15 protein-coding genes and 1 tRNA gene are annotated in these 22,614 nt (G+C 43.3%); 3 read left to right on the top strand and 13 right to left on the bottom strand.

Translation table 11 applies throughout. The annotated features are described in order from the left end of the window. Positions 1–144: 144 nt before the first annotated feature. The gene (locus GVN20_RS09095) at positions 145–1,236 is read right to left on the bottom strand and encodes a lipopolysaccharide biosynthesis protein (RefSeq protein ID WP_166558002.1); all 1,092 of its coding nucleotides are present in this window, start codon (positions 1,234–1,236) and stop codon (positions 145–147) included. Between the two features lie 74 nt (positions 1,237–1,310). After that, positions 1,311–3,596: an SLBB domain-containing protein gene (locus GVN20_RS09090; RefSeq protein WP_206023230.1), complete on the bottom strand. Its 2,286-nt coding sequence runs from the start codon at positions 3,594–3,596 to the stop codon at positions 1,311–1,313. A 255-nt stretch (positions 3,597–3,851) separates the two neighbouring features. Here GVN20_RS09090 and GVN20_RS09085 point away from each other — a divergent pair, with 255 nt between their 5' ends. From GVN20_RS09085 to GVN20_RS09075, 3 genes are all read left to right on the top strand, one after another. Next, positions 3,852–5,333, top strand: a complete 1,482-nt coding sequence (locus tag GVN20_RS09085; protein ID WP_166558000.1) for an APC family permease — start codon at positions 3,852–3,854, stop codon at positions 5,331–5,333. A gap of 43 nt (positions 5,334–5,376) precedes the next feature. Continuing rightward, positions 5,377–6,684 carry an MFS transporter gene (locus tag GVN20_RS09080; protein WP_166557999.1) on the top strand — a complete coding sequence of 436 codons (1,308 nt, stop codon included), beginning with the start codon at positions 5,377–5,379 and terminating at the stop codon, positions 6,682–6,684. A 77-nt stretch (positions 6,685–6,761) separates the two neighbouring features. Next, positions 6,762–6,836 (top strand) — tRNA-Val (locus GVN20_RS09075). A 151-nt stretch (positions 6,837–6,987) separates the two neighbouring features. On the opposite strand, the gene GVN20_RS09070 is transcribed toward GVN20_RS09075, so the two are convergent. The 11 genes from GVN20_RS09070 to GVN20_RS09020 form a co-directional block, all read right to left on the bottom strand. Continuing rightward, positions 6,988–7,989: a hypothetical protein gene (locus GVN20_RS09070; RefSeq protein WP_166557998.1), complete on the bottom strand. Its 1,002-nt coding sequence runs from the start codon at positions 7,987–7,989 to the stop codon at positions 6,988–6,990. 27 nt (positions 7,990–8,016) lie between these two features. Further along, complete coding sequence (locus GVN20_RS09065; RefSeq protein ID WP_166557997.1) at positions 8,017–10,743, bottom strand: hypothetical protein; 2,727 nt, start codon at positions 10,741–10,743, stop codon at positions 8,017–8,019. Positions 10,744–10,813: 70 nt separating this feature from the next. Then, on the bottom strand, positions 10,814–11,560 hold the full coding sequence (locus GVN20_RS09060; protein WP_166557996.1) for a glycosyltransferase family 2 protein: 747 nt from the start codon (positions 11,558–11,560) through the stop codon (positions 10,814–10,816). Between the two features lie 134 nt (positions 11,561–11,694). Then, the gene (locus GVN20_RS09055) at positions 11,695–12,819 is read right to left on the bottom strand and encodes an acyltransferase (protein WP_166557995.1); all 1,125 of its coding nucleotides are present in this window, start codon (positions 12,817–12,819) and stop codon (positions 11,695–11,697) included. 57 nt (positions 12,820–12,876) lie between these two features. Continuing rightward, positions 12,877–14,493 (bottom strand): hypothetical protein, encoded by a 1,617-nt coding sequence (locus GVN20_RS09050; protein WP_166557994.1) that lies wholly within the window; start codon positions 14,491–14,493, stop codon positions 12,877–12,879. Then, positions 14,493–15,437 (bottom strand): transketolase family protein, encoded by a 945-nt coding sequence (locus GVN20_RS09045; RefSeq protein WP_166557993.1) that lies wholly within the window; start codon positions 15,435–15,437, stop codon positions 14,493–14,495. Before GVN20_RS09045 ends, GVN20_RS09050 begins: the two co-directional genes overlap by 1 nt. Positions 15,438–15,548: 111 nt before the next feature. Further along, the gene (locus GVN20_RS09040) at positions 15,549–16,892 is read right to left on the bottom strand and encodes a hypothetical protein (RefSeq protein ID WP_166557992.1); all 1,344 of its coding nucleotides are present in this window, start codon (positions 16,890–16,892) and stop codon (positions 15,549–15,551) included. Between the two features lie 678 nt (positions 16,893–17,570). Beyond that, complete coding sequence (locus tag GVN20_RS09035; protein WP_206023229.1) at positions 17,571–19,550, bottom strand: NAD-dependent epimerase/dehydratase family protein; 1,980 nt, start codon at positions 19,548–19,550, stop codon at positions 17,571–17,573. A gap of 52 nt (positions 19,551–19,602) precedes the next feature. Then, complete coding sequence (locus GVN20_RS09030) at positions 19,603–19,917, bottom strand: hypothetical protein (protein WP_166557991.1); 315 nt, start codon at positions 19,915–19,917, stop codon at positions 19,603–19,605. A 90-nt stretch (positions 19,918–20,007) separates the two neighbouring features. Beyond that, positions 20,008–20,823, bottom strand: coding sequence for a transketolase (locus GVN20_RS09025; RefSeq protein ID WP_166557990.1), 816 nt, complete (start codon positions 20,821–20,823; stop codon positions 20,008–20,010). Next, a complete protein-coding gene (locus tag GVN20_RS09020; RefSeq protein ID WP_166557989.1) occupies positions 20,823–22,589 on the bottom strand; it encodes a glycosyltransferase family 39 protein in 1,767 nt (588 codons plus the stop codon). Before GVN20_RS09020 ends, GVN20_RS09025 begins: the two co-directional genes overlap by 1 nt. Positions 22,590–22,614 lie beyond the last annotated feature (25 nt).

The following is a 22,614-nucleotide window of genomic DNA, read 5'->3' as shown; positions in this document are numbered from 1 at the left end:
ACTTGAAGAGATGTTAAATACTACGCTTAACATTCTAGAGGTTAATATTGAAAAACATATTACAAATTAAAATTATATAGTTTTAATTTTAGATAGAATATGGACATAAAATTTACACAAATACATCTTAAATTATAATTGAGTTTATATTTTCTTTAGATGAGTATGCTGGTTAAAATTGAATAATAGTTTTTTAATAAAGATTAGTGCAAGAAAAAACGTGATACCTAAAAGAGTAGAAATAAATATTACAGTTAATCTTCTTGGCTCACTCTTTTTCAAAGGTATCTTTGCCGGCTCCAACATCTTGAAAACGGGGGTTTCTTCTTCTACTCTTATTCTGGCCTGTTCGTATTGCTGAACCAAACCGTTGTACACATTTTGGGCCAACATAAACTCTGATTGGAGACGCTGTTCGGTTATTTTGGCCGAATTCATCACCAAGAAACCATTACGGTCACGATAACTTGCCAAGGCTGCTTCACTACTTTGGTATCTTGCCTTGGCTTCGTTTACTTGTTTTTGCAAGAATGTCAGTTGTTTACGCGCTTTGTCGGTTCGATAATTCGTTACGTATTCTTTTAGGTATTCCACCGATAGTCGGGCTACGGTAGCCGCAACGACTGGGTCGGGCATTTTGGTATTAATCGTAATAATCCCCGTTTTGCGATCAAAAGCCGTTACAACCCGTTGTTGAATTTGCTTTACCAAGGCTTCTTGTTTTTGGGTAAGTTCTACCGCCTGACTCGATTGCTTGGGGTCTAGTTTAGGTTTTTCTTCATTTTCTGAATCTAAAAATTTACTAAGCCAGCTTTCATTTAGTGATTCAAAGTAGCTTTTTAGACTGATTGTTTTTTGAGTCGATGACACAAAAACATTTTGTTCCAGTAAATATAAAGCAAAAGGCAGACTTTGGGTAACACTTGGATAAAGATCGGGCCGGATGGCTTCGGTACTGTTCATCTGAGAAATATCTATTCCCGCCAATCCTGCTAAAGCACCTAGTCCTCCCATTTTGGTTAAGGCGCTACTGGATGCAATTTCGGGTAATACCACTGCTTTTGATTCAAACTCTTTTTGGGCAGTAAAGGCATAAATGGCCCCTAAAACACCAAATCCCGCTCCCCAGAGGACCATACTTCGAAGATTACTTTTAAAAAAATGAATGATATCAGCAAGGCTAATCTCTATCTCATTTGAAGCGGTAGGGTTGATATTTGATGTTGAATCTTGCATATATTGATTATGAAAAATCAATGGTGGTGGTTAAATTGATGACGTGACTTTATATAAAAGTCACGGATAAACGATTATAATCTTGATATAAGCGTAACCGCTGCGAGGATTAAGGTACTGGTAAACGACAAAATAACAGGGCCAGTCAGGTCAGAGCGTCGTTCGTCTTTTGGTTTATAAGGAACTGAAATTACGCTACCCGGTTGAATTTTTGGACGGATGTTAAAGAACAAAAATTTGCGGGTACGCTCGGTGTATCCGTTGGCATAAGTTACATATACGCGGCTTTTCATGGCCCGTTCTCCGTATCCTCCTGCCTGTGATAAATAATCATCGTAGTTAAATCCCTTGGAATAATTTACGACAGAAGGATTGAGTACCGCACCGTCTATGCGTACTAATTCGGAACGCTCGGGAATGAAGAGTGTGTCCCCTTCTTCTAAGATAATATTGCTTTCAAGGTCGGGGTTTTCGACAATCTTTTGAATGTCAAGGGCAATGCGTTCGCCACCTCTCCTGAATACTGCGTTGGGAAGGTAACCATTTAATTTGGGTCCACCCGCACGTTCCAACAATTGCGTAACGCGTTCGCTGTTGTTTTGGATGGCGTAGGTACCAGGATAATTTACTTCTCCCATTATTACTACGCTTCGTTGTTTGTCGTAGCGTGTTGATTTTCTGACATATACAATGTCAAATGGCTGAAGCTGAAATTCCTTATCAGAGGGTAACAAAGATAAATCGCGGTTTATTTTTAAGGTAATGATTTGGATGGTTACGTTTTCAGCTACGTCGGGGAGATTGTTGTCTTTGATGCGTCGTGCAATCTCAATCCGGCTGTCAATCGCCCCGTCGGTGAGTCCGCCCGCTTGGGTGATTAAATCCGAAACGGTCATCCCTTCGGCAAAAGGAAGGTCGGACGGGTTGTTGATTTCGCCCACAATAGTAACAAAGTATTCTTCCCGTAGATTTTTTATGGACGATATAACCACACTGTCTTGGTTCTTTAATTCAATATCAGGCAGTTCATTGGACAACACTTTACCTAACGCAACGGCAATTACCTCGGGTTCTCGATTGGGTTTTTCGCGGTGAATCAAGGCCCGGTTCAGAAAAGCATCTTCACGCACGCCTTCTGATTGGTTGATAAGGTCTTTAAGCGTTTTGAGATTGTCGCCAAGTGCGTATTCTCCGGGACGAAAAACAGCCCCTTCTACAACCACTTTGTTATCAAATCGCTCCAATACTTTACCCACCACGATGGCATCGCCGCTTTGGGGAAGAAAAGTAGCGTACTCATTTTTTATCACCGTAACTACCTTGCGCGCCTTATCGGTGTTGCGGCGCATGGTTATAGATGCCTGATAGGCGTGCTCATTAAAACCGCCCGCCAATTCGACCAACTGCTGAAGGGTTTCTCCCTTTTTTAGTTCATAAATAGCAGGGCGTTTTACTTCCCCGTCCAGTTCTACCCGGGTGAGATAAAACGGGACTTGAATAATGTCTTGGTCCTGTAAAATAATGTTATCAGCCTGACTGGCCCGGAGCAGAAAGTCATATATGTCAATCGTACGAACGACTTTGTTATTTCGTATGACGTTTATGGCGCGAAAAGAACCATTTTTATTCGGCCCTCCGCATAGATAAAGGGCGTTGAATGCGGTGGCCAAAGAAGAAACGGTATAGACGCCGGGTTTTACAACTTCACCCGTCACCATTACTTTGATGCTTCGGATGTTGCCCAAATTGATGGAGGCGAAAGAACCGCTAGAGTTGAGGCCCGCGTAGGATTGCCGTAATCGACCGACAATTTTGTCTCGTGCTTCTTCAATCGTAAGGCCACTCACGTAGATTGGTGCCAGATTCAACACTTTAACCGTTCCTTCGGGGCTGACTTTCAGGCGATAAGATCCTTTGGCGTCGCCGTAAATTTCAACAAGCAATTCGTCGTCGGGACCTAATTGGTAGTTTTTGGGAGTAGCAATGCGCAGGCTTGGCTCAAAAGTGAGACCTTCGGTATTAAATAACTCACTGCCATATACTTTAAGTGGCTCTTTTTTAAGGACTTTTAGGGTATCCTTTTCTTTTTCAATATCGCGCTTGCTCAATTTGCCGATTTGTTGCCGGCTAAGTTTCAGAGAATCTGCGTCAGTAAGGTCTTCTTTGTTTTCTTTGTCTTGTACTTCGGCGAGCCGCTTACGCATGAGGGAGATGTCAGAGAGCGTAAATCCCTGTGCTAAAGCCGCTTGTTCGATTTGCATTTCAGACATTCCGCTCGCTTTGGCTTTTTCGTAAAAGGCTTTCACTTGGGAATCACTCAGTTGCTCTACTTTAGACGGAGTTTGTGCTTTAATTCCCAATGATAAAGTTAAACAAAAAAAACTGACGAAGAAAAATCGAATTTGTGGAGTCACAGGTTCCGTGGTCTAGTTTATAAAGTAGGCGTTGATGTCGAAATAATACCGCAGAATTGCCCAATTATTTCTAAAAATCTTGAATTAAGATAAATTCTGCTCAAAAATAGGGAACAAATTCATACTATCGAAAAAATATTACTTTATTTTACTTATCGGTTCATCTATCTTTGTCAGTAAACCTAACCCTTTTCTCGCTTTATGCCCAATTCTACATCCAAACAATTTAAACAATCCTTAGGTCTGCTCGATGCCACGATGCTCGTTTCTGGAGCAATGATTGGTTCGGGCATTTTTATTGTAAGTGCCGATATGGCGCGGATGCTTGGCTCAACGGGCTGGCTTTTGGTCGCTTGGGTGTTGACGGGCGTCGTGACCGTGGCGGCAGCACTAAGTTATGGCGAATTAGCGGGCATGATGCCCAAAGCGGGAGGGCAGTATATCTACATTCAACGCGCTTTCGGCCCTTTGACAAGTTTTGTGTACGGTTGGACCGTTTTTATGGTGATTCAAACAGGCACTATCGCCGCTGTTGCTGTGGCATTTACCAAATATTCGGCAGTATTTTTTCCAAAACTAAATTTTCAGAATGCCGAAAATGTATTGTTTAGCCTTGGCCCTATAGATGTTTATGCGGGTACATTTTATGCCATTGCGTGTATTGTTCTCCTTACTTATATCAATACGCAAGGGGTAAATGCGGGCAAGTTGATTCAAAACATTTTTACTTCTACTAAGCTGGTCGCTTTGTTTGGCCTGATATTGATTGGTATTGGGTACGGCCTTCAAAGCGGAGTGCTGGGTCAAAACTTTGAAAATGCGTGGGATGCCAGTCGGGTGTCGAAAGAAACGGGAGAGGTGACGATGATTTCGGGGATGGCCTTGATTGTAGCGTTAGGGGTGGCGATGATTGGGTCGCTTTTTTCTTCGGATGCCTGGAACAATGTCACGTTTATTGCGGCTGAAATCAAAAATCCTAAGAAGAACATTCCATTGAGCCTTCTGTTGGGAACGCTGATTGTCACGGTACTGTACGTATTAGCCAACATTGCTTATCTGTGTATTTTACCTTTAAAAGGCTCAAGTACGGGGGTGGATGTGATGGCGCAAGGAATTCAATTTGCCGAATACCCCACCGACCGGGTCGCAACTGCTGCCATGTCGGTCATCTTTGGAAGCTCGTCGGCGGGGATTATGGCAGTGTTGATTATGATTTCAACGTTTGGCTGTATCAACGGGTTGATTCTGGCGGGCGCTCGTTTGTATTATGCTATGGCACAGGATGGCCTATTTTTGAAACAGGCTTCCAAATTGAATGAGAAATCGGTACCTGGCAAGGCGCTGTGGGTGCAGTGTATTTGGGCTTCATTGCTGTGTTTGTCGGGGAGTTATAATCAACTCCTGAATTATTGTACGTTTGGTTCTTTGATTTTCTACATGGTTACCATTACGGGAATTTTTGTTCTTCGTCGTCGTGAGCCTACGGCGGAGCGCCCCTACAAGGCAGTGGGTTATCCTTTTGTGCCTATTTTTTACCTGGTAGTTACGATGGGAATTTGTTTGATTTTATTGAGCGATTCCAATACCCGTTTTGATACTGGGATGGGGTTGTTGATTGCAGCCGTGGGGATTCCTGTTTATTACATTACTAGAAAATCGGGAGGCGGCAAAAAAGCAATTTAAAACCCTTATTCAACGCAAGTAGGTAAAGTAAAAACTCAGTAGTATGGAAAAGAACAAACCCTCCATTCTTAATGCTTGGTGTATGTATGATTGGGCCAATTCGGTGCATTCACTGGTCATTGTTTCGGCCATTTTTCCGATTTATTTCAGCAATACGGCGGTCAATGCACAGGGTGGACCCGACGTGGAATTTCTGGGAATGACCGTTAATAATTCCGCGCTTTTTTCGTTTGCGGTGTCGTTTGCCTTTTTGTTTATTGCCTTGGTCAACCCCATTTTGGGTGCCATTGCTGACTTTAGCGGCAGCAAAAAGCGCTTTATGCAGTTTTTTGTGTATTTGGGGTCATTTTCTTGTTTACTTCTTTATTTTTTTAATCGTGAAAACCTGGAGCTTGGCGTCGTTGCATTTGCCATTTCTCTGATTGGGTGGTCGGGGAGTATCGTCTTTTATAACGCCTACTTGCCCGAAATCGCGACTGAAAATCGCTACGATAAGCTCTCGGCTCGTGGCTTTACGATGGGCTACATCGGTAGTGTACTCTTGTTGATTTTCAACCTTACAATGCTCATCAAACCCGAATGGTATGGCGGGATTGACTCGGGTACGGCCTGTCGGATTTCATTTGTAACGGTGGCGGTTTGGTGGGTGGGTTTTGCCCAGATTCCTTTTTACTATTTGCCAAACGGCACTCCGTCGGGGTTGAAGCGGGAAGGGGGATGGATTTGGAATGGCTTTCGTGAACTCAAAAAAGTATTGGGTGAATTGAGCCATTTGCCCATTACCAAACGATTCTTGGTGGCCTTTTTCTTCTATAACATGGGCGTTCAGACCGTTATGTACATCGGCACAATTTTTGGTAGCAATGAATTGCACTTGCCCGACAATGCCCTGATTGTAACCATTTTATTGCTTCAACTCTTGGCCATTGTGGGGGCGTACTGTGCGGCCGTACTGTCGGGAAAATGGGGGAATACAATTACGATTTCGGGGATTTTAGTGATATGGATTGGCGTGTGCGTAACGGCTTACTTTGTCACAACCGAAGTGCAGTTTTATGGATTAGCGGCGGGGATTGGTTTTGTCATGGGCGGGGTTCAGTCGCTTTCCCGTTCAACTTACGCGAAGCTTTTGCCCGACAATACCCCTGATACGGCGTCTTATTTTAGTTTTTATGATGCATGCGATAAGTTCTCCACTTTTTTGGGAACGACCATTTTTGGCATCATCACTCAAGTATCAGGGATGCGAAACAGCCTTTTGTTTTTGGCGTTGATTTTTGTGATTGGGTTATTGATTTTACGTCGAATTCCCTCACAAAAAATTTACCGAAGCCCTTTGAGTACTTCCTAAAGTTAGTATCTTTGCGCTCCAAAGGAAGAATAATGCAGGCAATCACCCCATCGTTATTTCTCCTTTGACATAAAAATAGGATCTTAGCTCAGTTGGTTCAGAGCGCTGCCTTGACAGGGCAGAGGTCATCGGTTCGAGCCCGTTAGGTCCTACAAAAAGCCGTAACTTGCAGATTATTAGCATGTTTCGGCTTTCTTGTTTTCGGTAAATTTCTAATGCTTGCTTACATTTGCTCACCACTATCCCATAAGCGGCAATTCTTTTCTGATAAAACACTAAAACTTTGGCTTGAGTACTCACAAGTCATTTCACCACTTCATTGACTTTTTGTAGCCATATTCCCTGCCCGTAGCAGCTCCAATGCGTGTCGCTGAGGGCGTATACTTCGGTGGAATGTTGATTGAAAAGCCCCCATACATCTATGATGGGCGTTTGGAGTGCTGGGTGGTTTTGCACTCGCTCCACCAAATGGTTGTAATTGCCCATTTCGGGCGCTACAATGCTGGTTTTGTTGGGAATGATGGCTAAGTAAACTTCATCAAACCCCAGCGAACGATAGTAGTCTTTCGTCGCATTTACGCCTTTAATTAACTTGTTAAGTTCTGTATCTGGAAAAGGATAGAAAGAAGAGGTGATGCGGGTAGAGTCGGTATCCCAACAGAACAAAATGTTTTTGCCGTCGGGCGAAATCGCTACTTGGTCGTTGTGACGGCCAAACCAAGCCAAATTCAGCGCTGCTTTCCACTCTTTTATTTTTAAGAAAAAATCGCTTGAAAACACAAAACTAGCCAAAGCTTCTTCGCTTTCATGAAGGATGGCGTCCCAACTTTTGGGTGGGGGGGCTTCATTGGTAGTCGGGCTTTTGACGGATGCTTGGCTGATTTTTAGGGTTCGAACGGGCACCGCAAAATGTTCTCTGAAATGCCGTTCAACGGTTTCTAAGATTAAGATATTTCGTTGTTCGGGGTTCAATTGTACCTCTAGCGAGTCATTCCAGTGGGTACGCAGGTAAGTTTTAACGTTAAAATCACGTTTGTCGATGCGCTGCTTTTCGGTAAAACTATCCCCGATGATGTAGAGCGCGATGTTGTTTTTGGGTGGAGTATTGACGAATTTTTTCGGACAGGCTTCCGTTCGTTCTTTGAACTGGGGCAAATTGGAAAGTCGGTATAGATCCCCGTAGCGGTACGAATCTTCGGTGAGCCCCAATTCCAGCGCTCCACGGCTCAGGATTGGGTGGCAACCTATGACCCAAAGCAGTGAAAAAAAAGCAAGACAGATGTATTGAAGGACTTTTTTCATCATGCTGTAAAATTGAAATTGCGCGTCTCGTTACCGAATCTTCAAAGACCAGGTTTGTAATTTTTTATTGGCGTAGCTGTGAATCAACAGCTTATTGTAGCCTTCGACGAGATTGACACGTATCGGGATTTCACTCGGAATGGGCTTATCGCCGATTTGAGTGCCGTTTAGGTTGTATAGCGTCGTAAAATTACCCGATTTTACGCTTAAAAACTTTACTTCCGAACCCAAAAAATGGTATTGAACATCGTTGCGGAACGGAATAAGCCCTTGGGCCGAAAACAGTTCTTTGCCTTGCTTGTCCAATACCGCAAACTGGGTTTCAGACTCGCGGAACAAAATCCAGTCCCGGTTGTTGATGGCGGCCCGGGCCCGGAAAAAAGAGGTAGGATCAGAACGGAATAACTGCACCTTGCGCTTGACTTGCCCACCGAGCGTTATTTCAAAAAGTTCACCGTATTTACTGATACCGATGAGGGTAGTGGTGCCGTTTTCGGGGGTAAATACCCCAAAAAATGGCCCCGAAAAATTGGTATTCAATTCCAGTTTATATGGGGAAGGAATCACGCCTGATTCGCTGATTAAACCTACCTGACCCGAACCCTGCGTAAACAAAAAATGACGTTTTCCCATGTATTCTACTTCGTTGATGGGCAGCAGCAAATCAACAAAAGGCCGGGAGCGATTCAGGACAACAGGCGCTTGATTGGGGCTGTTCCAGAGGTATAAAAAGCCTTCAGTATCAATCACTAAGAATCTAAAACTGCCTTCAATGCCGCTTTCTAGGCGCTGAAAACTCCGAATTGTGCGCCCGGCTGGGAGCGTAATGGGGGGGAGCGATAGATAGCGTTGGCGGTCGTCTTCATCAATGACATTCAGGCTTTTTTGCGTTGCAAATACGTATTGTAGTCGGCCAATACTCAGAAAATCGACCGAATAGATATCTCCCACGATGGGGGCGTCTAACTGCGTAATTTTACGCTTATTCTCTTCCAATAATGGATTCTGTAACTCGCGCGATGGCGTGACTACAATGGTTTTTTCGAGGCTACTCGGATAGTTTCGAACGAGGTAAATTCCACCAGCAGGAGGCGTTTCAAATGGTTTCTCCTGTTGTAAAAATACCTTATTGAGGGTTTTAGCACTCGTGGCTTTGTTTAATCGGCCAAATGTGAGCGACGAGTAGGCTTTCCCGTTCTTATAGGCGGATTGGAACACCAACTGGTCAAAGGGGAGTTTTTCGGTAATATCATAGTTGAGATTCGTGAATAAATAATTCATAAATCCTGTACCCATGTACTCTTTGCTTTTGCGTGGGTTGACAATAAATGTAAGATTAGAAGCGCCGAGGGTCGTTTTTAAAAAGGTGTTATAAAGTGATGAATTGGCCCATGTTCGCTGGTATTCTAAGTCAATGAGATAATCTTTAAGTACTTGTGAATCATTGGCATATACCACAAAGTTTTTGTGAAACGCCACATAACATTTGGGGAATCCTTTGAAAAGTCCGCCAAAAAGAACCGCGGGTAACTCATGCCAATTGATATTGTAAACGTATCCTCCCTGAAAAGGCTCAAATGGCGTACCGGTGTTTTTGTTGAAAAGTACGGATAAACGCTTGAAAAAGGGTTCGAGTCCATTTTTTGGTTGAACCTGTTGTAAGATAATCTGTCCTTTGGTGAGGGAGTTGTTGGGTTCCAACTGGCACAGAATGAGTTCTTTATTAAAGCTTCGATAAAATGTATCCAACCGGGCATTTCCGATGAGGTTCAGCAGCTGTTTGCGCGAACGATTGACGGAATCAGTGGATAAGGCTTCCAGTTGCGGGCGTAATTTTCGGACAAAATTGTCTGAATTTTCAAATCCCAAACGGTACATTACCGCCGTAGTATTTGGGATAAAAAAAGTATGGTTAAGCGGACTGGCTTTCTGGTCATTTAAGGCTTCAACGTAGCCTTCTAGTCTTACTTTTTTTCCTTGTGAGGTAAGGGTAGGATTTTTGGTAGAGAAAAGTTTATCCAAGTGTAAGCCTTCGGTACCTGGAAGAAACGATAAGAAATAAAGCAAACCCGCATCGGGACTGGTAGCGGCTTCGCGTCGAATGGCCTCCGATAGCACTACGTTGTCAAGGTAAATGCTCAACTCACTGCTTTCCTGTTTGATACTTTCAAAACGACTGGTATTGGTGGTTCGCAGGGGGCTTTGGGCAAAACGAACCCAATCTTCTAGCACATCTCCCGAAACGCAGGAAACCAAAAAGTTATTAAAGAAAGTATACGCAAAAATAGGCTCCGAGAGAGGATTGGTGACGTCATAAATTTTTTGCCCGCTGTGAATGTGCGACGTTACCCGCACGTTTTTGGAGGCGGGCGCTTCCAGCCACGCATAACTTTGAAAGGCCTCCATGGGCAAAAAAACAAGGTAGGCAAACCGTCCACCAGCGGTTTTTTGCAAAACGTACGTAATTGACTGCCCTTTAAGAAGGTTTTCGGCGCGGGCTTTGTCGTCGCTCAATTGACGAAACATATCCACTTGTCGAGCGGCGAGGTTTAGGAGTGGCACCTCACGCATTTCAATGCCTCCTCTTTGAACCTTGTAGGTGGTATCTTGCAGATGCCGGCTCTGAATCAGAAAGAAGGCATTTTCGGGCAACAATTTCCAAACGGATGCCGAATACATTTGCCAACGCTGAAAGCCCCACCATCCTGTCAGCAACACCACCAGCGCAATAACAACAATTAGCCCTCTTCTTTTCATAGGTTAGGTCATAGTTTGTAATTCATAGTTTGAAAATAAGATAAACTATTACTATGAACCATAAACGTCTTTATTTCGCCTTGATTGCCTTCACTTTGCCGTTGAGATCAAGACGGAAACGAAGCAATTCTTTAAAACTTTGAATACACACTTTTAAGAGCTTCCAACGCAAAATCGAAACCGTACCTGTCAAACGTTCTTTGTGGGTAATGGGTATATCAAAGGTGTTTTCGCCCGCTTTTTTAGCCATTACTGCCAGAAAGATATTCGGGGCAAAGGGCTCAGGATTAGGCAATTGTGCCAATAGTTTCTTTAGAAAACTTCCTTTGATAAGGCGGAACGGAATGTTGGCATCATTGATGAAAGTGCCATATGCGAAGAAAATCGTGTATTTTAAAATACGCGTAATGACCAATCGGGCAGGGGCATCATAGCGTATTTGACGATAGCCCATAACGAAGTTAGAATCATTGCGCTTTTCCCATAATTTGAGCACATCTTCTGTAACGAACTGGTCGTCACTATCCGTTTGAAAAACCCACTCAGAATTTAGTTCAGCCGCTTTTTTATATCCGTTAACAACGGCATTTCCATGACCGCCGTTGGGTTGGTGTACCACTAACAAATTATCAATTTTTGGAGCTAGGCCATCTAACAGCACTTTGGTACCATCTTTGGAGCCATCGTTGATAACAATAAGTTTGGTTTCTTTGCCTGGGAACGTATTTTTAAGGAAGGAGGTCCACATAGTAACTACCTGCTCAATACATTCTTCTTCATTATAGGCAGGCATGACAATCGAAAAATATAAACTCATTATGAGAATTGTTAACTATTTAAGGAAAGCTTGAATATTGTTATTAAAAACTCGACAAAACTACTCAAAAAATGACTCTTAGCCTACTGTACAAGGTTAAGCTTTTATTTAATGGCATTGATATTTACATTATTTCAGGGGGCATATTTGTCTTTCAATGCGTTAATGGGCTTTTCAATCAAATACCACGAGGCCGATGCTACGATGACAGTGAGCGTAAAGAGAATTAAAACGCGCAGCTGGTGCATATCCTGAAAGCCTTCAATGTTTCGGCCTAGCTTATTGAAAAGTCGAACCACTGGGTGGTTGGCAGGCGAATGGTAATGATTATAAACGAAGTTATGGTAAACATAAAGACCGTAACTGATTTTGCCTAAATAATTGCTGACGGGGTTTTCCAAAAACCACTTGAACCATCCTTTGTAGCCAATAATGGCACCTCCAATCAAAAACATAAAGAAAATAGAAGCCACAAAACGTTCCCAAACGTTGACGTAAACATTGTTGTCTTGCGTAATTCCTGCTTGGGTGGCTTGGATGGAGAGCACAAAGATAACGCCCAAAGCCGCTAAACTTAACCACAAATAAAGACGATTGGTGAAGAGTTTTTGAAAAACGGCAGGTTTGTAAAGCTGGGCGTAAGCCATCAATGCCCCAAAGCCAAAAGCATCTAAGGCGGCGGGCATGGTCACGTACGAAACATACCAAGGCTGACCTGTCCATAAAAAATAAGCGCGTAGCAATACACTCAGCCCGATAAGTACCGTAAAAAAGGGAATGACAAAGCGGCGAGGAATGAAGAAAATCAGGACTGGGAAAAAAATGTAAAATTGCTCTTCAACGGCCAACGACCAAAAATGGTCCGTAACGCCCAGCCACGTTTTTTTGAGTACAATGTAAATATTGGAGGCGTACAAAAACTGCCATCCTTCTTTGCCCCGGACGGACGGATCGTTTAACAGCCACAGAACGATTAAAGAAAGGTAATAGATAGGAAATATACGAATGGTACGACGGATGTAGAATTTCTTCAAATATTGCCCCAAACCTCCCGACTTCGTGTAGTTTTTGTCTTTACTACTGAGGAGAATGCGCGTAATTAAAAAACCACTCAGAACGAAAAATAAATTCACTCCTAATTTACCAAAAGGCAATTGATGAGGTTCGGGCATCCAGTGGTCCCAAAGTACTAAAGCTACGGCTATAAATCGTAACCCATCCAGTTGAATCAAATAATTATCCTGCGTTTTTGCCGACATAATTTAGCTTTTAATCGGCGAAGGATGCACCCCTTTGGCCAATCATTTTTTTACGAATTACCAATTTGTTTTTATAACTGCCTTTTTCACGTCCTTGAATGTCATGACCTCACACTCTGCGTTTTCCAAATACAGTTTGCCTTTTCGGTCATAATGCAACCATCGTATTCGGTAGGTTCCAGGAATGACTTCGGCGGCCCCAATACGCGCCGTTGAACCTTTGATGAAAAATCGGTTGTAATTGACGAAATTCCGCAGTGAATGCTTACGGGCCTGCTGGGTTGGGAAGATGTATTGGTGCTTTTCATTTGACAAAAGCACATACAAGCCTCCATCGCGGAGGTCATAAAGGCGGTAATTGGGTTGTTTCAATTCCAATAAAGAGTCGTTGCTAGAACACGCCTTTCCCCCAACCACAATACTGTCTTTGGGAAGACTTATTTTCTCCAGAAACAATTTGGGCGCTTGATAAATCGTATTGGTGGCGGGAGCCTCATTGCGCCAGTTAAAACTGGTGCTTATCAGGTATTTGCGTAGCTGAATAGCGTCGTACAAATGATAATGCTGATTGCAGGCGTATAAAAAACCTGCACTTACCACAAAAGTAACCGTCAAAACCTCCCGAAAGCGTGAATTTACGAGGCGGGTCAGATAAGCGATATTAAAGCTTACCAATAAAGCTGAGTAGAGTTTATAGCGACTCAGTAGCATGATATCTGAGCCTAAACCCGTACGTGAGTAGTTGACAATCAATGCAGTAATCAACGCAAACCCCACTCCCCCTAAATAAAAGTAGTCAAATTCGTTTAATACAAAGTGGCGCTTCCAATAACTTCTCAGAATGTAAAGCAGCATACTCAGGCTTACAAATAACGACAAAGCCCCAAACCAGAGCGGCATTTGAAATGGAAAATTGCCGAACGGCAGTCCCTCGAACATCGAGCCACAAAAAAGTAAAAAACCCCTGATAAAAGAGTGAAAACTGCCCGACGCGCTCAAATCAGTGGGAGGGCTTTGATAATCCCAAAAATAAAGGACAATGCTCAAAATGCTGAATACCGTCCAAATAGCGGCAATTTTCCAACGCTTTTGTAGCAATAAAACGCCCAATGCAAGGGGTAAAATCAGGAGGCCATTGCCACTGGTGAATACGCCCATAAATGCCATCGGTAAGGCCCACCACCAGTACTTGTCGCCTCGACTTAGTCGCCAGAAGGTTAGTACTGCCCAAGCCACCACCCATAAGTTTTGAACGGCGGCCATGCCCCAAAAGGTATTTTCCCAAAAAGCCAGTGAAAACCAAAGCGTAGCAATGGGCAAGGCGTACCAGACTGCCCCGGGCAAGGGTTTAAAAAAACGGGTAAGTAGCCACCAAATCACCAACAAGGCCAAATTTCCGAAAAACATCAAATGCTCGTAATTGAGATGACCGAAGATTTTATAATCAATCACGGCAATTAATCGGGTCAGGGCTACCCGGTGCTCGTTGTGCTGACGGTAAATTTCGTATACTTTTCCGCCAAAACTATCGGCTTTATCAAAATTAATTAAGGTAGCTTTAAAGGCGTGGTCATCCCATTTTGGGATATTAATGGCATAACGATTCCAAAGCTGATAATACACAAATATCAGGGCAAACGTAACCAGTAAGGATGCCAATGATCTTTTGTTCATCAACTATGGGGGTGATTAGTGTGTAGTAGTGGCGATTCGGCAAATGACCGTAAGACATTTACGATGTTTTTAACATCCAGCCCCGACTGGGTTTGGTGGTACTGCTGACTTCCATAAAGCCCGTTGGGGTATCCTTGGGCCGACAATGATTGAAAACGCTGCGGATGAATCCCCGTTTCGAGCAATTTTACCGAGAGTTGTTGGCCTAAACCCCCAATACTTACGTGCTCTTCTACCACCAGTATATTTTCTGCCTGCCGCAACTCTTGTAAGGTAGTATCAGTGAGTTGAAGCGGAAGGCTAAGTGCGGTATAAACGCTACAATTAGCCTGCAATTCAGGCTCTTTAAGTGCTTTTAATACATTGGCCGCAATGGGTCCTAAAGCGATAATGGCAGTTTGGGCGTTGGGCGTGTGCACCACTTTTTTCAACGACCCCGACAAAACAGCTCCTTCGGGAGTGAGTGGACCCACGCCGAGGCGTAAATAGGCGGGGCGTTTTTCGTGTACTATCTGCGTTAAAACAGGTTCAACTTCGTCGCTAAAAGCTGGAATCCATGTTTTTACATTTTGCAGGCTGCTCAGGCATGCCAAATCTTCGATGGCATGGTGCGTACTGCCCATGATGCCGTAGCCGTACCCACCACCGTTGCCCACAAGAAACACGGGCAGGTTATGGAGACAGGCATCATTGCGGAATTGCTCGAGACAACGATATACCACAAAAGGGGCGATGCTATAACAAAAAACTTTGTAGCCTTTGTAAGCCATTCCTGCGGCTACGCCTACCATATTTTGCTCGGCTACACCAGCATTGATGAAGCGTTTCCCTAATTTTTCCTGTAAATTTTCTAAGGCATTATATCCTAAATCACCAGTAATGAATACTATAGATTCATCGGCGAGTGCTAATTTTTCGATGGCGGCTGAAAATTCTTTGCGCATAACTAACGGTATGTTGCTTCAAGAGGGCTTACTTCACGATGAAGTGGCTATCTATAGAATGAAATGGCTGCAAATTAAGTAAAATTCAAAAGGCTACCCAAATTCAGCAGGCTAGTAAACATGATTACTCTCCTGAACGACCTCAAAAGTAAAGGGCTGCCACTTGAGTTCTACGGTATTATTGCTACTGTACGCCACACCGATTTGGTAAGTTCCCGTTGGAAAATGTCGGTAGGTCAATTCCTTGCGGAATTGAGGATAATAATAATTCTCTCCCATGAGCACCAGTCGGATACTTCGGCGCTTATACGTGGTTGCCACCAAAAACGTGGTGGATGTTGTAAGGTTTTTAAACGCAATATAATAATCTTCAGAGGCACCAAATGGGCGTAATTTGGGCGCAGAACCCATCATTTTGAGCATTTTTTTGCTTTTATTTTGCTCAATCTTAAAATTTGAAACGGCTTCCTCTTTGACTATTACCTGAGAAAAAGGAGAATCGGTAATGCGAAAATTAATGCTTTTCGCTGCCTTGTCCATGATTAGTTTGGAGGATTCTTCCCAGTAGGAAGTATCTCGGTAGATAAACCACTGATTACTCGTGACCCAGTTGTATTGGGCCGTAATATACTCTCGTTTATACTGAGCGAATATATTATAAAAATGAAAATACGAAAGCATAAAAATGCCCAGAATACTCCCCAAAGTTAGTGCATAAAGAAGTGATTTTGACTGTAAATAACGGAGGCCCATGCAATAAGTGAGGAGCAAGCCAACTACCGAATGAATACGATAGCGGTTGATATGCGCAAAAATCTGGTCTTTATCCACGCGTGAAATGCAGAGTAAAAAGCCTGTTAGTATAAAAAAAATAAAGCTACCAAATAGGAATTCTGTAAATCGACGCTCACTTTTGCTAATCTTTTGGGGGCCGAGGTTTGGCTGAATCCAAGCCTTGATTGTCTTAAAAAACAAATAAAAGAAAGTGGCAAGCACCAGTCCGCCTGCCAGTACCGAAGCGGAGTCGTTTAGATTGAGAGGTCTAAGCCATTCTTCATCCCAATTGAGGGCTGAGCCCAGAAAAACCAGAAAATTGAGAAAAATATATTGAGGATGATTGAGCAGGTTATGAATTGGATTATTCCGATTTTCGTATTGTTGATAGTCTGAAAAATATACAAATAAGATGGAAATGGTGAATATGCCCCAAATCAGAAGTTCTTTCCAACGTTTTTGTATCACCAACAATCCTGCACCTGCCACCAAGACTAAGACTCCATTACCAAAGGTATACATGCAAATGGCGGCCGCACCTAAGGCCAACCAGAAATGAAAGTTATGACGGCTTGAAAGCCAATGAATTGTCAAAAGCGCAAAAAAGGAAACAGAATTGTAAGCGAGGGTAGCCGCTGGCCATAACACCCCATCGTATGAATAACAGGGTTGAAATACCAAAAGTGATATGGGAATGAGATAGTAAACGGAATGACTGGCAAGCTGTAACTGTCGCCAAGTAAGAATTAAAATGCCGACTAAAGATAAGTTGCCTAGAATGGTAATGGTATAAAAGGAGACCTCTCCCGATAGGAGGTACTGGCTTAGTACAATAAATCTTGTATAAAAAAGACGGTGTTCGACAAACTGGTCACTCAATAGCTTCCACTTTGCAATAAATCCACCTTTTGCGGAAACATATTCAGATAAAAAATTTAGAATTAAAGCAAAATCGTCTCCTTGTGGAAGATTAGTGGCAAAAAATATCAAAAAAATACAAAAAAAAACGAAGGGAAGGATTGCAAAAATGAAGGAAAGTGAGGAAGTGGTAAACTTTTGTTTCATCAAAACGGAAAGTAAGGTAGGTAGGGGATTTACCAAGGCTGACTATAATAGCTAACTGCTTGGTTGGCAAATTGTAGGATGCAACAAAAATATACTAATAAGATTTATATCCAAAATATTTTGGTGTATATCAGAATAAAAAAGGGGTGAAGTTTCATGATAGAAGCCCATACTATCAACCATTTTCAAGACAGCAAACTTTCGACTAGTTTTAGAAAAACTGCAGAAGCCGTCAACAGAGCCCAATAGCTAATTGGGCTCTGTTGACGGCTTCTCACCTTAGGTATGATTTGGTTATTTCTTCCGCTGTTTTACCAAGGTCATGATTTCATCCGAAGTACGAAATGTTTTTTCGCCTTTTTGAATTTTAGTACGGATAAACTTGGGCCTTTTTTTGGTTTCTTCAAAAATTTTGCTGATGTATTCGCCTAAAAATGAGATACCTAGCATGGTCAAACCTCCAAAAAGTGTAATCAGAATTATTACCGTTGTGAAGCCTTGAGGGGTATCGGGGGCGAAAAAATATTTCGCCAATATTTGGTAGAAAATCCCCAAAATTGAACAGGCCGTAAGACTAAAGCCCGCGTAACTCATGAGTTCTAAAGGTGCAAAGCTGAACGAGAAAATGGCTTTCTTGGCCCACCAAATATTTTTTCGCCAGTTGTTGGTCGATACGCCAAACATTCGCTCGGGGCGCACGTAGTCTACGCCCGTTTGCTTAAAACCAACCCACGCCCGCAGGCCGCGCAAAAACTGCTCGGTTTCGGGCAGGGCCACCAGCTCCTTAACCACTTTGCGGTCAATCATGGAGAAATCGCCCGCGTCGCGAGGAATGGGGATGTAGCTGAGGTTTTGGAAAACTTTGTAAAAAGCTTTATAAAAAAAGTGGATATGAGGCTTCATTTCGCGTTGTACGCGCACGCCGTATACCACATCGAAGCCATTTGACCACTTTTCATAAAAATGAGGAATCACTTCTGGCGGGTCTTGCAAATCACCGTCCATCAATACAACGGCGTCGCCGGTGGAAATTTCCATACCGCTCAAAAAGGCCGATTGAGAGCCAAAATTCCGCGAGTGCGTGATGCCGATGACGTTGGAATCACGTTGGCAAATGGCGTTTATTACTTCGTCCTGATTGTCGGGCGAAGCATCATTGACAAAAATAATTTCGTACCGTACTTTAAGTACATTGAAGGTTTTGACCAACCGCTCGTACATGAACGGAATCGCCTGAGCATCTTTGTAGCAGGCTATGATGGCTGTAATCACAGGATTAAGCTTTGGATTGGCAAAAGCGGGCAGAATCCGTTCTTCGTATTGGTTTGCTTCCTGCCATTCTTTGTTCAATCTAAGCCCCTCGCTAAGGGATGTGCGGGCTTTCCAACCCAAGTCTTTTTGGGCTTCGGTAGGGTCACCGTACCAGTCTGATAAATCCCAGCCGCGATTGGGCATACTTCCCCAGACTGGTACATCCGTCTGACCAAAGGTCTGACGGGAGGTTTCGACCAGCTCGCGCATGGTGGTTTTTTCACCCGTTGCGATGTTATAAGATTTGCCCGAAATGTTTGTATTTACCTTTAATGCCGCGTCCAAAAATGCTTCTACACAATCATCGGCGTACACAAAATCGCGGCTTATATCGGGAGAAACCAGCGGTGGATAACCGCCTTTGCGGGCTTCTTCAATCAGGCGCGGAATCAACCGGTCGGGTTCTTCCCAAGCACCATAAATGGAATAAAGGCGCAGGTTGAGGGCTTTTCGTTGATGAACTTTGGCGTAAAACTCAATCAAATATGCCGCCGAGACCTTCGAAACGGCGTAGTGACTGTTGGGTTTAACGGGGTCGGTTTCTTTAGGGGCTGCACAGTTGAACCCGTATTCAGAACTGCTTCCAGCATGAATGTAAACCGTTTCGTCGGTGCAGTTTTCTAAGATATTGACCGTTCCGATGACGTTGGTCTCGTAGGTCAGATTGATGTTTTTTTGCTTGCTGTACGCTCCGTAAGCGGCCAGATTGAAAATGGTTCTGGGCTTATATTGCTCAAAAGTCTGCTCAACGGAGTTGTTTGATAAAATATCGCAGTGAACGATATTCTCAAAGGGAATATCCAACAATTTTAAGCGCCAAGCTTTGGTGGCGTCGTGGGTGAGGGCGTAGACATCCTCACGAACTTTGAAAATGTCTTTGAAAAGATTGGCTCCGATAAAACCGCTGGCTCCAAATACAAATATGGGCCCTTTAAGCTGAAGTATTTTTTCCTGATAAATCAAAACAAATGAGATTTTGGATGTTAGTAAAATAAACACCCAAGGTTGCTAATTTCTATTTTGAAGAATGTTGATAATTACATCTAAGTTTGGTCTCGACATTCTCCATGCGTTGTTCTATCTTGTCCATGCGTTGCTCAATCTTGTCCATACGCAGACCCAAGCCATCTATTTTGGAATTGAGTTCATTCAGCTTTTCTTCAAACTCAGTCTGTTTTTTGAGTAAAAACTGAATATCATCATTATTTTGTTGAATACCTTTCAAACAAATCTTTATCGATTCTTCAAAACGCTTGATTTGCAGAGATATACATTCTTTTTGGCGGAGTGCTCTTCCAAATAGCCGAATGCTAATCTCGCTTGATTGCAAATTCCGCGATTAAAAGCTCTAATTGCTCGATACGTTGTCGGTCAGTCATCATATAAACAAAACCAGAGTTTGGCCAAAATTAAGCAAAACCTAAGAAAAGTAAGCATTTATTACATCTGCTTTTGCCGTTTCGTATTGGGCGTCGCTCATGGGTAGATAGTGCCATTCCATACGGTTTTCCATGTATGAAACTCCTTTGCCTTTTATGGTATGGGCAATGATGATCTTAGGCAATCCGTTTTTGCGCAATTTGACTGTTTCAATGGTTTCAATTAATGCTTCAGGATTGTGGCCATCAGCCTCAAAAACGTCAAAACCAATAGCCTTCCATTTGGCTACGGTGGCGGTTTCTCCCAGTACATCTGTTGTATTGCCAAAGCCCTGTAAGCCATTTTTATCCACCAACACCACTAGGTTATCGAGTTGATTTTGAATCGCATAGTGGGCCGCTTCCCAGGTGGTACCTTCGTTGGTTTCGCCGTCTGACATTAGCACGAACGAAACGGAATCTTCATCCGAAAGTTTGCTGGCGTGAGCCATACCCGTAGCAATCGGTAAGCCGTGCCCCAATGAGCCCGTAGCAAACGGAATGCCGGTGTGTTTATTGGGGGCAGGGTGGGCGGGAAGGGTGGTTCCATCCTGATAAAAAGTGTCCAATACTTCGTCCGAAATCTCTCCTAAATGATTAAGTGCCACGTATAAAGCCGCCGCCGCATGGCCTTTTGAGAGTAGGAAAGAATCCTGCGGGCGTTTTTGTTGGATGAGAGCAGCAATTAATAAATCAATGCAGCTTAGAGAACAACCAATGTGCCCCGCGTTGGCTTTTTTGTAAAGGCCCAGTACCTTGAGGCGAAGCTCGCCGCTGAGCCGTTTGTAGTCAGTGATGATCGTTTGTGTTTCAACCATTAGTATCGTTTTCCTTTCAAGTCTGTTAATTCAATTAACTGCCCAGAGGCTTTTTTAAGGGAAATTTTATCCACATTTACCGTGTCTAACCGTTGCACAAAGATACCGTCTTTTGGTAAATACAAGTTAAAATATTGCGCATCGGTTACTGAATGACGCATAAAAGTACGGTCCATGGGGTTGTCAAACACGTTAATTTGGGAAGCAATGAGGATTGTATCGCCTTTTTGATACAATTCGCGGGCTTTTTGGGCAGCAGCGTAGTGCGGGTTGGGCAAACGAGGCTCACTGCGATAATTATATTTGGGCGAAACATCGTCGTAGAAACTTTGAAGGGTACGTCCGACAAACATCGCCTGAATGACCAACACCGCTATTATTAGGTATTTAAACCCATTTTTGCTTTCCAGCAGGTGCCACAATGCAACACTTGCCAAAATAATAACATACGGAAACGAAAATCCCGAGTAGCGTTGGGTCAAGCCATAGGTGTGTCCGCTGCGGGCGGCATTGAAAATCAAGAAAGCCGAGGGAATAATGGCGATAATGATGAGAAACCAAATCAGGTTTTTGTTTTTGAATGTTGTCTGATAAAATGCCAAAAAAAGCATCAGAATGGCGACCGAAGCGACCGAAAATCCTAGCTTATGATTGCTGTAAAATATGGTACAAACTCCCAAAACAACGGCAGCTCCTATGCTGATAATGGTTGATTTTTCTGGATTTTTTTGAGAATAACGAAAAGCCACAATAAGCCCCAAACCCATCAAAATGGCCACAATTGCATTTTTTTTGCCTTCCAGCGTGCCTACCAGACTATTTGAATAGATCCATAAATCGGTAAATATCGGCAGGCTTTTATCGAATAGATTTTTAAACGTAGCGGGCAAAATAATGCCGTAAGGGTTATTATAGGGCCGATTGAGCGCACATTCTAAATACAATGCCGATTGATGATTGAGTGATCTCAGGGTCCAATCTCCGCCTCCCCAAATCATCCAAGCCGCCAAACCCGAAACTGCTAATGCACCGGCTCCAACCAAAGCTACCCAAGTGCGCAGCCGACGAACCGTGATAAGGGCATACATTCCGTGGGCTAAGCAAACCGTTGCGGCCAGAAAATGAGAAAGAAAACTCAATCCAGCCACCAATCCATAAAACAGAAACCAACGCGCAGAAGGTTTACGTTTTTCTTCGGCTTCGAGTGCACGTAGGAAGCAATAAGTGGCGAGTAATGTCAGAAAGAAAGTAAGCGAATAATTGCGCGCCTGTTGCGAATAAGTAATAAAAAAAGGCTCAATCGCCGCCAAGGCCGCCGCCGTAAGCGCCAATCTCGATGATTTTAAAAAATGATTTGTAAAAATAAAAATCAGCCACACCGTCAGAACGCTGAAAAGCACAGAAAGCAGGCGAGAGGTAAAATCTGAAACGCCCGTTAGGTTGAGCCAATTGTGGAGCAAAAGGTAATAAAATGGACTGTTGCCGATGTCGCTGCGGCGCATCGCCTCCAAATATTCATCTAAGGTTTGTGGCTGCCAAAATTCTTGATTGGTGAAAGTATACTTCGTTGGGTTAAAGACATCGTGTTGGTTACCGCCGTTTTGTACCATGCCTTGGCTTACCATCATCGTTGCTTTTTCGTCAAAAAAGATTCCGTGGGCATCCAATTTATAGAGACGAAGACATGCCGCAAGTATCAAAACGGCAACCAGCCCATAAGAGACGTACTTGGTTTGGAAAAGAGTGGACGTTTGTGGCAAAGACATATTTCGATTTTGTTGACGCAAATTT

The sequence above is a fragment of the Runella sp. CRIBMP genome (assembly GCF_009905605.1).
In the GTDB taxonomy this organism is placed as follows: domain Bacteria; phylum Bacteroidota; class Bacteroidia; order Cytophagales; family Spirosomataceae; genus Runella.
Note: the sequence above shows the minus strand (reverse complement) of the source record. Positions and strands in the feature narration are given on the sequence as shown.

Bases quoted from the DNA above. Each gene is read 5' to 3' on its own strand.
- GVN20_RS09055 (WP_166557995.1), bottom strand. From the start codon at position 12,819: ATGTCGGCAAAAACGCAGGATAATTATTTGATTCAACTGGATGGGTTA.
- GVN20_RS09065 (WP_166557997.1), bottom strand. From the start codon at position 10,743: ATGAAAAGAAGAGGGCTAATTGTTGTTATTGCGCTGGTGGTGTTGCTG.
- GVN20_RS09045 (WP_166557993.1), bottom strand. From the start codon at position 15,437: ATGCGCAAAGAATTTTCAGCCGCCATCGAAAAATTAGCACTCGCCGAT.
- GVN20_RS09050 (WP_166557994.1), bottom strand. From the start codon at position 14,493: ATGAACAAAAGATCATTGGCATCCTTACTGGTTACGTTTGCCCTGATA.
- GVN20_RS09020 (WP_166557989.1), bottom strand. From the start codon at position 22,589: ATGTCTTTGCCACAAACGTCCACTCTTTTCCAAACCAAGTACGTCTCT.
- GVN20_RS09060 (WP_166557996.1), bottom strand. From the start codon at position 11,560: ATGAGTTTATATTTTTCGATTGTCATGCCTGCCTATAATGAAGAAGAA.
- GVN20_RS09070 (WP_166557998.1), bottom strand. From the start codon at position 7,989: ATGATGAAAAAAGTCCTTCAATACATCTGTCTTGCTTTTTTTTCACTG.
- GVN20_RS09085 (WP_166558000.1), top strand. From the start codon at position 3,852: ATGCCCAATTCTACATCCAAACAATTTAAACAATCCTTAGGTCTGCTC.
- GVN20_RS09095 (WP_166558002.1), bottom strand. From the start codon at position 1,236: ATGCAAGATTCAACATCAAATATCAACCCTACCGCTTCAAATGAGATA.
- GVN20_RS09080 (WP_166557999.1), top strand. From the start codon at position 5,377: ATGGAAAAGAACAAACCCTCCATTCTTAATGCTTGGTGTATGTATGAT.
- GVN20_RS09025 (WP_166557990.1), bottom strand. From the start codon at position 20,823: ATGGTTGAAACACAAACGATCATCACTGACTACAAACGGCTCAGCGGC.